This is a genomic window from Pseudomonas resinovorans NBRC 106553, assembly GCF_000412695.1.
GTDB lineage: Bacteria > Pseudomonadota > Gammaproteobacteria > Pseudomonadales > Pseudomonadaceae > Metapseudomonas > Metapseudomonas resinovorans_A.
In genome coordinates this window covers 4,116,895-4,129,418 of the sequence record NC_021499.1, presented here as the reverse complement: position 1 = coordinate 4,129,418, position 12,524 = coordinate 4,116,895, and the positions used below count along the sequence as shown (strand labels likewise).

Here is a 12,524-nt window from a genome sequence, read left to right as displayed (position 1 = left end):
GTCACTCCTGGTCCTTCAGTACATCGGGCAGGTAGGCCCGGTGGAAGCCGTTGTAGGCCTTGCTCTGTCCGGGCTTGGCCTTGAACAGCGGGAAGGCGCGGCTGCCCTGGCTGGCGGCACCGTCGATGCGGATGGTGTTGCCGCTGATGAAGGCGGCGCCGGGGGAGAGCAGGAAGACGATGGCGGCGGCCACTTCCGATTCGCTGCCGATGCGCTTGAGCGGCACGTGTTCGCGCAGGGTGGGAATGACGGCCTTGAAGGCGCCTTCATAGGTGTCCATGCCGCTGGAGGCGATCCAGCCCGGCGCCACCGCGTTGACCCGCACGCCGGCATGGCCCCACTCGACGGCGGCGGTCTTGGTGAAGTTCTCCATTCCGGCGCGGGCGGCGCCGGAGTGGCCCATGCCGGGCATGCCGCCCCACATGTCGGCGAGCATGTTGACGATGCTGCCGCCGGTCTTGCTCATGGCCTGGTTGAACACTTCGCGGGCCACCAGGAAGCCGCCCACCAGGTTGGTGCGCACCACGGTCTCGAAGCCTTTCTGGTTGATCGATGCGAGCGGGGCGGGGTACTGGCCGCCGGCGTTGTTGACCAGGTGGTGGATGGCGCCGCGCTCGGCCAGCACCGCCGTCACCATGGCCTTCACCGCTTCCTCATCGCGGATGTCGCAGGCCTGCCAGCTGGCGCTGCCACCGTCTTCGGTGATCTCGCCGGCGGTCTTCTCGAGCTTCTCCGGCTTGCGCCCGACCAGCACCACATGGGCGCCCAGGGCGGCCAGCTCGTGGGCGGTGCAGCGACCGATGCCGCTGCCGCCGCCGGTGACCAGGATGGTCTGGCCGCTGAACAGGCCGGGCTTGAATACCGAATCGTATGCCATGGGTCGCGTCCTCAAAGGCTGTCGACCAGCGCCTGGGGCACTGGTACCGGGAATTCCAGGAGTTGCTGGGCGAAAGCCTTGCCCTGCGGGTCGATGCGCAGGCTGGCGACACCGCCGCCGCCTAGGGCGTTCTCCAGCAAGAAGTTCAGGCTGTGGGTGCCCGGCAGGTACCAGCGCGCCACGCGTCCCAGCTGCGGGTCGAGCACATGGCCCATCCAGTCGACCACGGCTTCCGGGGTCAGGGCTTCGGCGATCCAGGGCAGGTACTCGGGCTTGCGCGCCATGACGCCGATGTTGCTGTGGTTGCCCTTGTCGCCGGAACGCGCCACCGCGAGTTTCACCAGGGGCACGTTGACGTAGGCCTGGCCTTCGGCGGCGGGCACCGGGACTTCGTCGGCCAGGTCAGCGATGTCGAGGCTGTCCAGCTGCGGCAGCGCACAGGGGCTGCGCTGGCCGTCGATCTCCACCTCCAGCTGGCAGGCGGACTTGTCCGCCAGGAAGGAGAACAGGCGGATCACCGGATACACGGTGGGACGCCCGCCGACTATGCCGGTCAGGCCCGGCGCCATGCCGGTGGCGGCCTGGGCGATCTCGCGGGAGAACAGCACCAGGGCGTCCTTGCGGGCATGGCTGACGGCGATCTTGATCACCACTTCGCGGCTGTCCCCGCGCTGGCCGTGGGGACCGTAGGTGGCCTCGCTGCCGAGCAGCTCGATGTTCACCTCGCGGTAGGGACCCCAGCCACGGGCGGCGAAAATCTCTTCGGTCTTGGCGATGATGGCGCGGCTGACCCGCTGGGCCTTCTTAACCGCGTCGATGCCGGCCAGCAGGCAACTGGCGGTGCAGCGGAAGCCGTCGGGGTAGGTGGCGCTGACCTTGTATTGCGGCGTCGGCGGCAGGCCTCGGGCGCCCAGGACGCGCACGCGGTGCTGCCCGGCCTGTTCCAGGCGGACCCGGGTGAAGTCGCAGACCACATCCGGCAGCAGGTAGGCGCGCGGGTCGCCGATCTCGTAGAGCATCTGCTCGCCGACCGAGAAAGGCGTGACCAGGCCGCCGGAGCCTTCCGGCTTGGTCACGCAGAAACTGCCATCGGCCTCGACTTCGATGATGGGGAAGCCGATGTGCTCGTAGTCCGGCACCGACTCCCAGTCGGTGAAGTTACCGCCGGTGCATTGGGCGCCGCACTCGATCAGGTGGCCGGCGAGGGCGGCCTGGGCCAGCTTGTCGTAGTCGTGCCAGGCCCAGCCGAACTCATGCACCAGGGCGGCGCTGACCACCGCGCTGTCCACCACGCGGCCAGTGATGACGATGTCGGCGCCCTGTTCCAGCGCGGCCACTATGCCCGGCGCGCCGAGGTAGGCGTTGACCGATACGCACATGGGCGGCAGCGGGGCATCGCTGAACATCTCGCGGATGCCGGCCTTGGCCAGCTCGCCCAGCTTCGGCTGCAGGTTGTCGCCATGCAGCACGGCGATCTTCAAGGAGACACCGGCCTTCTCGCAGGCGGCGGCCAGGGCGCTGGCGCAGGCCGCCGGATTGACCCCGCCGGCATTGCTGATCACGCGGACCTTTTTCTCCGCGAGGGCCGGGAGCAGGGGCGCCAGCACTTCGACGAAGTCGGTGGCGTAGCCGGCGCTCGGATCCTTCAGGCGGGCGCCGGCCATGATCGACATGGTGATTTCGGCCAGGTAGTCGAAGACCAGGTAGTCCAGGGTGGCGCCGTGCACCAGTTGGGCGGCGGCGGTGGAGGTGTCGCCCCAGAATGCGGAGGCGCAGCCGATGCGTACGGTTCTTGTCATTGGAGTATTCCGCAGCACTGTTGAGTGATGGAATCAACACTACCAAGCAAGCGCTTGGTTTGAAAGTGCCCAAGCAGTTCTTTTTGCCCAAGCGCTTGCTTGGGCGCTCAGGTCGGCATAGATTTCGTTAATCAAGACAGAGACTTGCGGACCATTCTTATATAGGAGTGGCTAACCGCAGCGGGGATTGCGATGAGCCTTGACGACGAAAAAGCCCAAGCGGTGATGCGGGAACTGGTAGCCAGCGGCCAGATCACCGACCCCGACAGCGCCCGTGGCAAACTGCTGCAGACCGCCGCCCACCTGTTCCGCAGCAAGGGCTACGAGCGCACCACTGTGCGCGACCTTGCCAGCGCCGTGGGTATCCAGTCCGGCAGCATCTTCCATCACTTCAAGAGCAAGGATGAGATCCTCCGCTCGGTGATGGAGGAGACCGTCCTCTACAACACCGCATTGATGCGCGCCGCCCTGGCGGATGCCACCGACCTGCGCGAGCGGGTGCTGGCGCTGATCCGCTGCGAGCTGCAATCGATCATGGGCGGCACCGGCGAGGCCATGGGCGTGCTGGTGTACGAATGGCGTTCGCTGTCGGAGGAAAGCCAGGCCTACATCCTCCAACTGCGCGACAGCTACGAGCAGATCTGGCTGCAGGTGCTGGGTGAGGCGCAAGCCGAGGGCTACTTCAGTGCCGACCCGTTCATCCTGCGGCGCTTCCTCACCGGTGCGTTGAGCTGGACCACCACCTGGTTCCGTCCGGAAGGGCCGATGAGCCTGGATCAGCTGGCCGAACAGGCCTTGTCCCTCGTACTGAAGGACGACAAAAGCGCAGTGTGATCTCCGTCACACTGCGTTTTCGACAACTGTTGAATTGCAGCAATCTTCACGTAGTCTGCGACGTACGACCGGTAATCTGCAGGGAGCAGCGGTAAAAATGGAAGTTGGCAGGGGCCTTTCCCTGAAGGCATTGTGGTGTTCCTTGGTCCTGCTGGTTTCCACGCCGGTGCTGGCGACCCAGACCGTCCAGGTTGCCGGTGCGCATTTCCCACCCTATGTGATCAAGCCCGAGTCCGCCGGTGCCAGCGGCCTGCTGCTGGACATGCTGGCGGCGCTCAACGGGCTGCAGACCGATTACCGCTTCGTCGTGCGGCCCACCGCCATTCCACGGCGCTTCCGGGATTTCCAGGATGGGCGCATCGACCTGGCGGTGTTCGAGAATCCCGACTGGGGCTGGCAGGGCATCCCTGGCGCGCGGATCGACATGGGCCTGGAGGATGCGGAAGTCTTCGTCGCCAAGGCCCAGCCGGGGCGCGACCAGCATTATTTCGGCAATCTGACCGGCAAGCGCCTGGCGCTCTACAACGGCTATCACTACGGTTTCGCCGGCTTCAATCCCGATCCCGAGTTCCTCCAGCGCGAGTTCAACGCCAAGCTCACCTACTCCCACGACAGCAACCTGCGGATGTTGCTGCGTGAGCGGGCGGACATCGCCCTGGTCACCCGTTCCTATTTCAGCGCCTACCTGGAGCTGAACCCGGAGCAGGCCGGCCGCTTCCTGGTCAGCGACCGGCTGGACCAGCGCTACCACCATTACGCCATGCTGCGACCTGCGGCGCCCATCAGCGCCGCGCAGTTCACCCTGCTGCTGGACAAGCTGCGCGCCACCGGCGAATTGCAGCGGATCTTCGGGCGTTACGGGGTGGTGGTCAGGCCAGCCGCAGCGGGTAGCTCAACAACAGCAGATGGCAGAGGTTGACCGCCAGGTGCAGGGCGATGGCCAGGGATATCCGGCCGCTGTAGTGGAAAGCCAGGCCATAGCCCAGGCCGGCCAGCGTGGCCAGCACGGCGAACAGCGGACTGAAGGGCAGGTGCACGGCGCCGAACAGCAGGGCAGTGAGCGGTACGCCGTAGCGCGGGCCCAGCCTGGCGACCAGTAGCGGTTGCAGCAGCCCGCGAAACACCAGTTCTTCGGCCAGCACCACCGCCAGCAGATTGATCGCCAACCATGGCCAGAGGATCTCCGGCCATTTCGGCTGCCAGCCCACCAGGCCCGTTCCCAGCGCCAGCAGTGGTACCAGCAACAGGGTGGCGAGCACCGCCAGCCAGGCCCGCTGCGACGACCATGCCGCCGGTGGGCTCGGGCGTCCCAGCCACCAGGCCAGCAAGGTGGCGCCCACCAGCAATTTGTCCCAGGACAGGCGCAGGGCGTAGGGCGGCGCATCGACGCTCAGCGCCCGGGGCTCCCCCAGCGGCAGCGGGCTGAAGCCCGGCACCAGGTGCGCGGCCAGGGCCACGGAAGCGAGCAGGGTGACGGGCAGCCAGAGTCGCGCGGGCAGTTGGCGCTCGGCGAAGACCCAGCCGGCGTAGGCGACGCCTGCCAGCAGGGCGCTCACCTGCACGCCGCCAAGCCCCTGGCCAAGGGCGAGGACGATCAGCGGGAACAGCAGTTGCAGATGCAGCGGCATCACGCTGGGCTGCGTGGATGCCGCCGTGGGTTGTTCCGAGGATGACACGGGGTCAGCGGTCCTTGGCTTCCTTGGCATCCATTTCCGCATTGCGTTCGCGGACGCGCTTGAGTTGTTCTTCGGTCAGCGGCAGCTTCTTCGCCGTGTCGCGCAACAGCATCAGGCTGCCGACGATGGAACCGAGGGCAACAGCCAGTACCAGCCAGGCATACCAAGGCATGATCTTCTCCTGCGTAAGGGGCCATCACTCTATTCGATTGTGCGCGCCTTTCCACGTTCCCGAGAAATTCCAGTTTGTTCCATTCAGTTGGCGCGACACGCCGCGCGCTTGTCGCCGTCGGCGTGGATCAGGCGCTCGCGCAGCAGGTCGTAGCCCCAGTTGAAGGCCAGGGTGTAGGGCAGGAAGAACAGCAGCAGGCCGATATCCAGCAGGAAGGCCTCCAGCAGTCCGATCGACAGCCACCAGGCAGCCAGCGGCACCAGTACCAGCACCAGGCCCAGCTCGAACAGCGAAGCGTGGGTCACCCGCACCGCCAGGCCGCGCTCGAAGCCCAGGCGCCGCTGGGCGCGATCGAACAGGCTGTTGAACAGCATGTTCCAGAGCATCGCCACGGTGGAGAACATCAGCGTCAGCGCGCCCATGTGCGCCAGGGGCTTGTCCAGCACCAGGGACAACACCGGCGCGGTCAGAAGGACGGCCAGGCCTTCGAAGGCCATGGCGTGGAGGAGCCGCTCCTTGATGGACTTGTCCAGGGCGGTAGTGGTGGTCCGGTTCATGTTGGCCTCCTGGCTCCGAATGATTGGGATGGCCAGTATTCTCATCGGTCAGTAGGCTAAGGTTAAGTTGGCTACCATCGGGAAAACCGATATGAACTACTCACCCGAATCCCTTGAAGCCTTTGCCCAGGCCGTTGCACTGGGCTCTTTCAGCGCCGCCGCACGCAAGCTCGGCAAGAGCCAGTCGACCATCAGCGAAGCCATCGCCCGACTGGAAGCGGACCTCGGCCTGGAACTCTTCGACCGCGGCAGCCGCCAACCGAAGCTGACGGAAGCCGGGAGTCGCCTGCTGGAGCGGGTCGAGGACATCCTGGCCGCCTCCGACCGCCTGCAGCGCGCCGCGACCCAGCTCAGCGGCGGCCTGGAGCCCAGGGTCAGCCTGGCGCTGTCGGATACCTACCAGTCGGCGCAGTACGAGGCGCGCCTGGTCGAGTTGGAGCAGCGCTACCCGGACCTCGAATTCGAATGCCTGATCGCCGAGCACCGCGATGTGATCGAGCTGGTGGCCCAGGGGCGCGCCACCCTCGGCTTGCTGGCCGCCCAGCCAGGCTACCCGCCGGAACTGGGTGCGGCGCGGGTGGCCGAGCGTGCCGATTTCGGCCTGTTCGTGGCACTGGAGCACCCGCTGGCGCAGTTGCCCGATGTGCGCGAGAGCGACCTCGCCGGCTGGCGCCTGCTGCGCCTGAACACCCTGGGCGACGCCCTGGCGGTGGACGACGGCCTACCGCCCAGCGGAGGGCGCTGCTGGTCGGCGCCGAACTACCTGCTGTTGCTGGAGATGGCCACCCACGGTTTCGGCTGGGCCGAGCTGCCGCGCTGGCTGGTCAGCGGCTACGCCAACGGTCGCCTGCATGAATTGCAGGTGCCCGGCTGGCCGCGCAGCCAGGCGGTGGACGTGGTCTGGTCACGGCAACGGCGCCTGGGGCCGGCGGCGAACTGGTTGCTGGAACGCCTGCTGGAGCGCCCCCCGGCCCGCTGACGCCGGTTCTGGTAGCCTGGCCCGTTCAATTCAAGGAGGAAGTCATGCAAATCCCGGTAACTATCCAGGCTGGACTCTGGGGCTGGCTGGCGGCGAGCAGCCTGCTGATCGGCGCCGCCGTCGGCTTTCTGGTCAAGCTGCCGCAGAAGGTGGTGGCGTCGATCATGGCCTACGGCAGCGGGGTACTGGTGGCCGCGCTGTGCTTTGGCCAGATTCCCGAGGCCGAGCGCATCGGCGGGCTCTGGCCGACCCTGGCGGGGTTGCTGGCCGGTGGCGCGGTGTTCGTCCTGGCCAGCCAGTTCATCGACCGCCTGGAGCGGCATCAACGCAACAAGAGCGGCAACGCCGGCGGCGGCATGGTCGCCTTGCTGATCGCGGTGGGCGCCTTTCTCGACGGCATTCCCGAATCCCTGGGCCTGGGGCTTGGCCTGCTCGATGGCGGCCAGGTCAGCCTGCTGATGCTGGTGGCGATCTTCCTCGCCAACCTGCCCGAGGGCCTGGCCAGCGCCGCCGGGCTGCGCGAGGAAAAACGCAGTGGCTGGGTGGTGTTCGGGCTCTGGGGCGGCATTGCGCTGTTGTCCGGGCTGGCTGCCATGGCCGGGCCTGGCCTGTTCGCCGACCTGCCGCCCCACTGGCTGGCCTTCGCCCTGGGCTTCTCGGCGGGGGCGGTGCTCTGCATGCTGGTGGATACGCTGATCCCCGAAGCCTTCGAGAGCACCCATGCCTGGACCGGGCTGATCACCCTCGCAGGTTTTATGACGGCCTTCGCGCTGGACCATATTGTCTGAGCTTCGAAGAGTTGAGGCAGCGGCGCGTGTGGGCTTCCGCTACAATGCGCGCCGTTTCCGATTCGTATGAGATTGCCCCCATGTCCGCCTGTCAGACGCCGATCATTGTCGCCCTCGACTATCCCACCCGCGAAGCCGCCCTGCGGCTGGCCGACCAGCTCGACCCCAAGCTGTGCCGGGTCAAGGTAGGCAAGGAGCTGTTCACCAGCTGCGCGGCGGAAATCGTCTCGACCCTGCGTGACCGTGGCTTCGAGGTATTCCTCGACCTGAAATTCCACGACATCCCCAACACCACCGCCATGGCGGTCAGGGCTGCCGCCGAGATGGGCGTGTGGATGGTCAACGTGCACTGCTCCGGCGGCCTGCGCATGATGGCGGCCTGCCGCGAGACCCTGGACAAGTTCAATGGTCCCAAGCCATTGCTGATCGGCGTGACCGTGCTGACCAGCATGGAGCGCGAGGACCTGGCCGGCATCGGTCTGGACATCGAGCCCAAGGAGCAGGTGCTGCGCCTGGCCGGTCTGGCCGACAAGGCCGGCATGGACGGCCTGGTCTGCTCGGCCCAGGAAGCCGGCGACCTCAAGGCCGCCTACCCGGGCCTGCAGCTGGTGACTCCGGGCATCCGCCCGGCCGGCAGCGCCCAGGACGACCAGCGCCGCATCCTCACCCCGCGCCAGGCCCTGGATGCGGGTTCCGACTACCTGGTGATCGGCCGTCCGATCAGCCAGGCCGCCGATCCGGCCCAGGCGCTGGCCGCCGTCGTCGCCGAACTGGCGTGATGCCCCCCCTGGTGCGCTGCCGGCCTGGCAGCGCACCGTTCCGGCGGCTCAACGCACCTTGAGCACCAGCTTGCCGAAGTTCTCCCCGCTGAACAGCTTGCCCAGGGTTTCCGGGAAGCTTTCCAGTCCCGTCACCACGTCTTCCTTGCTCTTCAGTTCGCCGCTGGCCAGCCAGCCGGCGATGTCTCGAACCGCTTCGCCGAAGCGCGGCGCGTAGTCGAACACCACCATGCCTTCCATGCGCGCGCGGTTCACCAGCAGCGCCAGGTAGTTGGCCGGGCCCTTTACCGCTTCCTTGTTGTTGTACTGGCTGATGGCACCGCAGATGACGATGCGCGCCTTGCGGTTGATGCGGGTGAGCACGGCATCGAGGATCTCGCCGCCGACGTTGTCGAAGTAGACGTCCACACCCTTGGGGCACTCGCGCTTGAGGGCGGCGTGGAGGTTCTCGGCCTTGTAGTCGATGGCGCCGTCGAAGCCCAGCTCCTCAACCAGGTAACGGCACTTGTCGGCGCCACCGGCGATGCCCACCACGCGGCAACCCTTGAGCCGCGCGATCTGCCCGGCGACGCTGCCCACCGCGCCAGCGGCGCCGGAGATCACCACGGTCTCGCCGGCCTTGGGTTGGCCGACGTCGAGCAGGGCGAAATAGGCGGTCATGCCGGTCATGCCCAGGGCGGAGAGATAGAGGGGCAGGGGCGCCTGCTGCGGGTCCACCTTCTGGAAGTCGCGGGGCTCGCCCAGGTAGTAGTCCTGCACGCCGAGCACGCCGCAGACATGCGCGCCCACGGGGTAATCCGGGTGCTGCGACGCCACCACCTTGCCGATGCCCAGGGCGCGCATCACCTCGCCGATGGCCACCGGCGGGATGTAGGAGCGGGCGTCATTCATCCAGCCGCGCATGGCCGGGTCCAGGGACAGGTAGAGGTTCTCCACCAGCACCTGGCCGGGGCCGGGTTCGCCGGCCTGGGTCTCCACATAGGAAAAGGTGTCGCGGGTGGCCGGGCCGACCGGGCGCTGGGCAAGGAGGAACTGGCGGTTGAGCGGGGACATGGCAGGAACTCCAGGGGGGAAAGCCTTGGTGATAGTCCGCCGCTCCGGCGAGGGCAAGGTCGCTGTCCGGAGGGAATGTGATTCCATTAGTCAGGGTGATTTAGATTGCGACGTTTCATCATCTATCTGGATGGCCCGTTCACCAGGCTCCTGATGATGCTTACGTCGCACAGCATCGCCTGGCTAGACTCGGCGCAGTTTCCATTCCCGTCGAGGATGCACAGATGAGCATGAAGTTCTCCGGCCAGGTCGCCCTGGTGACCGGCGCCGCCAACGGTATCGGCCGCGCCACCGCCCAGGCGTTCGCCGCCGAAGGCCTGAAGGTAGTGGTTTCCGACGTGGACGCCGTTGGTGGCGAGGGCACCGTGGAGCTGATCCGCGCCGCCGGTGGCGAAGCGCACTTCATCCGTTGCGACGTGACCCGCGACGCCGATGTCCAGGCGCTGATGGCCGGCACCCTGGCCGCCTATGGCCGCCTCGACTACGCCTTCAACAACGCCGGTATCGAGATCGAGAAGGGCAAGCTGGCCGACGGCACCGAGGCGGAGTACGACGCCATCATGGGCGTCAACGTCAAGGGCGTGTGGCTGTGCATGAAGTACCAGATCCCCCTGCTGCTGGCCCAGGGCGGCGGCGCCATCGTCAACACCGCTTCCGTAGCCGGCCTCGGCGCGGCGCCGAAGATGAGCATCTACGCCGCTTCCAAGCATGCGGTGATCGGCCTGACCAAGTCGGCCGCGGTGGAGTACGCGCGCAAGAAGGTACGGGTGAACGCCGTCTGCCCGGCGGTGATCGACACCGACATGTACCGCCGTGCCCACGAGGCCGACCCGAAGAAGGCCGAGTTCGTCGCCAACATGCATCCGGTAGGGCGCATCGGCAAGGTCGAGGAGATCGCCGCGGCGGTGCTCTACCTCTGCTGCGACGCCGCTGGCTTCACCACCGGCCAGGCCCTGGCGGTGGATGGTGGCTCCACGGCGATCTGATTGCGGAACTCTCGTTCGCTGGTTGTTGGACGCTGTGCGTAGGATGGGTTGAGCTTGCGATACCCATCAGCCCTGTCCGCATGGGTATCGCTCCGCTCAACCCATCCTACGGGGAGAACCAAGGCGCCTTCGGGCGCCTTTTCTCATTTCTGCGGTGCGCTGTTCCAGTTCAGGATCAGCAGGGTGAGTACCCCGGCGATCAGGCCCCAGAAGGCCGAGCCGATGGACAGCAGGGTCATGCCCGAGGCGGTGACCATGAAGGTGATCAGCGCTGCCTCGCGCTCCTTGGGTTCCTGCATGGCGGCGGTGAGGCCGTTGCTGATGGAGCCGAACAGCGCCAGGGCGGCGATGGACAGCACCAGCTCCTTGGGCAGGGCGGCGAAGAGCGCCGCCAGGGTGGCGCCGAAGGTGCCGGCGATGCCATAGAAGATCCCGCACCAGACCGCGGCGGTGTAGCGCTTGCTCTTGTCTTCGTGGGCATGGGGGCCGGTGCAGATGGCCGCGCTGATGGCCGCCAGGTTGATGCCGTGGGAGCCGAAGGGCGCCAGCAGCAGGGAGGCGATGCCGGTGACCGAGATCAGCGGCGAGGCTGGCACCTGGTAGCCGTCGGCGCGCAGCACGGCGATGCCGGGGATGTTCTGCGAGGCCATGGCCACCACGAACAGCGGGATGCCGATGCTGATCACCGCGGTCACCGAGAACTCCGGCGTGGTCCACACGGGTTCGGCCAGGGCGAAGGAGAAACCGCTGAAGTCCAGCTGGCCCAGCACGGCCGCCATCACGCAACCCACCAGCAGCGCCACCAGCACGGCGTAGCGTGGCTGCAGGCGCTTGAACAGCAGGTAGCTGAAGAACATCGACAGCACCAGGGCGGTGCGGTGCTGGGCGGCAATGAAGATCTCGCTGCCGATCTTGAACAGGATGCCGGCCAGCAGGGCGGCGGCCAGGGAGGCCGGCAGGCGCCGCATCAGGCGTTCGAAACCGCCGGTCAGGCCCACCAGGGCGAGGAGGGCGGCGCAGACCACGAATGCACCTATGGCCTCGCCATAGCTCACCCCCGGCAGGCTGGTGATCAGCAGCGCGGCGCCGGGCGTGGACCAGGCCACGACTATGGGGGTGCGGTAGCGCAGCGACAGGCCGACGGTGGTCAGGGCCATGCCGATGGACAGGGCCCAGATCCACGAGGAAATCTGCGCATTGCTCAGCCCCGCGGCCTGGCCGGCCTGGAACATCAGCACCAGGGAGCTGGTGTAGCCGGTGAGCATGGCGATGAAACCCGCCACCACGGCGGAGGGCGAAGAGTCGGCCAGCGGGCGCAGGCGTGGCGGGTTGGCCGGGGTTTCCGAGCTTGGGGTCATCAGATCTTTCCGTGTACGTCGGCCAGGATGGGGTAGAGCGAGGCCACCAGCAGCAGGGCCATGCCGATGTTGAACAGGCGCAGTATGCGCGGTTCGGCCAGCCAGCGGCGCAGCAGGCTGCCGGCCACGGTCCAGAGGCCGACGCTGGGGCAGTTGACCAGGGCGAAGAGGGCGGCGATCAGCACCACGTTCACCACGAAGTTTTCCTGCGGGGTGTAGGTGGTGATGGCGCCGATGGCCATGACCCAGGCCTTGGGGTTGACCCACTGGAAGGCCGCCGCCTGGATGAAGGTGAAGGGTTTCGGGCGCTTCTGCGCCTTGTCCGCGTCCGGTGCGCCGGAGCCGGCGATCTTCCAGGCCAGGTAGAGCAGGTAGGCGGCGCCGAGGTAGCGCAGCGCCGTGTAGAGCACCGGCACTTGCTCGAACACCTGGCTGAGGCCAAGGCCCACGGCCATCACCAGCACCATGAAGCCGACGCTGATGCCGAGCATGTGCGGCACGCTACGGCGCACGCCGAAGTTCACCCCGGAGGCGAGCAGCATCATGTTGTTGGGGCCGGGCGTCACCGAGGTGACGAAGGCGAAGAGGATGAAGGCGAAGATCAGTTCCAGGCTCATGGCGGTCACCGTGTCGTAATGCCCGCAGACTAAGGCCAGGGGCCGGGCA

The 12,524-nt window shown here is 67.0% G+C and carries 14 protein-coding genes; 6 read left to right on the top strand and 8 right to left on the bottom strand.

The annotated features are described in order from the left end of the window. Nucleotide 1: 1 nt before the first annotated feature. Both PCA10_RS18705 and PCA10_RS18700 read right to left on the bottom strand, forming a co-directional pair. Nucleotides 2-877: an SDR family oxidoreductase gene (locus PCA10_RS18705; protein ID WP_016493631.1), complete on the bottom strand. Its 876-nt coding sequence runs from the start codon at nt 875-877 to the stop codon at nt 2-4. An 11-nt stretch (nt 878-888) separates the two neighbouring features. Beyond that, nucleotides 889-2,676 carry an acyclic terpene utilization AtuA family protein gene (locus PCA10_RS18700; RefSeq protein WP_016493630.1) on the bottom strand — a complete coding sequence of 596 codons (1,788 nt, stop codon included), beginning with the start codon at nt 2,674-2,676 and terminating at the stop codon, nt 889-891. Nucleotides 2,677-2,868: 192 nt separating this feature from the next. Here PCA10_RS18700 and PCA10_RS18695 point away from each other — a divergent pair, with 192 nt between their 5' ends. Together PCA10_RS18695 and PCA10_RS18690 are read left to right on the top strand one after the other, a co-directional pair. Then, nucleotides 2,869-3,510: a TetR/AcrR family transcriptional regulator gene (locus tag PCA10_RS18695; protein ID WP_016493629.1), complete on the top strand. Its 642-nt coding sequence runs from the start codon at nt 2,869-2,871 to the stop codon at nt 3,508-3,510. Nucleotides 3,511-3,607: 97 nt separating this feature from the next. Further along, the gene (locus tag PCA10_RS18690) at nt 3,608-4,429 is read left to right on the top strand and encodes a substrate-binding periplasmic protein (RefSeq protein WP_016493628.1); all 822 of its coding nucleotides are present in this window, start codon (nt 3,608-3,610) and stop codon (nt 4,427-4,429) included. On the opposite strand, the gene PCA10_RS18685 is transcribed toward PCA10_RS18690, so the two are convergent. The 3 genes from PCA10_RS18685 to PCA10_RS18680 all read right to left on the bottom strand — a co-directional run bounded on the left by PCA10_RS18685 (nt 4,380) and on the right by PCA10_RS18680 (nt 5,915). Then, nucleotides 4,380-5,138 carry a CPBP family intramembrane glutamic endopeptidase gene (locus PCA10_RS18685; RefSeq protein ID WP_016493627.1) on the bottom strand — a complete coding sequence of 253 codons (759 nt, stop codon included), beginning with the start codon at nt 5,136-5,138 and terminating at the stop codon, nt 4,380-4,382. The two genes, PCA10_RS18690 and PCA10_RS18685, sit on opposite strands and share 50 nt — an antisense overlap. A gap of 52 nt (nt 5,139-5,190) precedes the next feature. Further along, nucleotides 5,191-5,358 (bottom strand): DUF2897 family protein, encoded by a 168-nt coding sequence (locus PCA10_RS29385; protein ID WP_016493626.1) that lies wholly within the window; start codon nt 5,356-5,358, stop codon nt 5,191-5,193. An 83-nt stretch (nt 5,359-5,441) separates the two neighbouring features. Beyond that, nucleotides 5,442-5,915: a multidrug/biocide efflux PACE transporter gene (locus tag PCA10_RS18680; RefSeq protein ID WP_016493625.1), complete on the bottom strand. Its 474-nt coding sequence runs from the start codon at nt 5,913-5,915 to the stop codon at nt 5,442-5,444. Between the two features lie 91 nt (nt 5,916-6,006). Here PCA10_RS18680 and PCA10_RS18675 point away from each other — a divergent pair, with 91 nt between their 5' ends. From PCA10_RS18675 to pyrF, 3 genes are all read left to right on the top strand, one after another. Continuing rightward, a complete protein-coding gene (locus tag PCA10_RS18675; protein WP_016493624.1) occupies nt 6,007-6,894 on the top strand; it encodes a LysR family transcriptional regulator in 888 nt (295 codons plus the stop codon). 44 nt (nt 6,895-6,938) lie between these two features. Beyond that, the gene (locus tag PCA10_RS18670) at nt 6,939-7,682 is read left to right on the top strand and encodes a ZIP family metal transporter (protein WP_016493623.1); all 744 of its coding nucleotides are present in this window, start codon (nt 6,939-6,941) and stop codon (nt 7,680-7,682) included. 80 nt (nt 7,683-7,762) lie between these two features. Continuing rightward, a complete protein-coding gene (pyrF, locus tag PCA10_RS18665; protein ID WP_016493622.1) occupies nt 7,763-8,461 on the top strand; it encodes an orotidine-5'-phosphate decarboxylase in 699 nt (232 codons plus the stop codon). 48 nt (nt 8,462-8,509) lie between these two features. On the opposite strand, the gene PCA10_RS18660 is transcribed toward pyrF, so the two are convergent. Continuing rightward, entirely contained in the window at nt 8,510-9,514 is a 1,005-nt protein-coding gene (locus tag PCA10_RS18660) for an NADP-dependent oxidoreductase (RefSeq protein ID WP_016493621.1), read from the bottom strand. A 224-nt stretch (nt 9,515-9,738) separates the two neighbouring features. Between PCA10_RS18660 and PCA10_RS18655 the strand changes: the two genes are divergently transcribed. Next, nucleotides 9,739-10,500, top strand: a complete 762-nt coding sequence (locus tag PCA10_RS18655) for an SDR family oxidoreductase (RefSeq protein WP_016493620.1) — start codon at nt 9,739-9,741, stop codon at nt 10,498-10,500. Nucleotides 10,501-10,643: 143 nt separating this feature from the next. On the opposite strand, the gene PCA10_RS18650 is transcribed toward PCA10_RS18655, so the two are convergent. After that, complete coding sequence (locus PCA10_RS18650; RefSeq protein ID WP_016493619.1) at nt 10,644-11,858, bottom strand: benzoate/H(+) symporter BenE family transporter; 1,215 nt, start codon at nt 11,856-11,858, stop codon at nt 10,644-10,646. Next, complete coding sequence (locus tag PCA10_RS18645; protein ID WP_041770349.1) at nt 11,858-12,475, bottom strand: LysE family translocator; 618 nt, start codon at nt 12,473-12,475, stop codon at nt 11,858-11,860. The genes PCA10_RS18650 and PCA10_RS18645 overlap by 1 nt, the downstream gene beginning before the upstream one ends. Nucleotides 12,476-12,524: the final 49 nt, after the last annotated feature.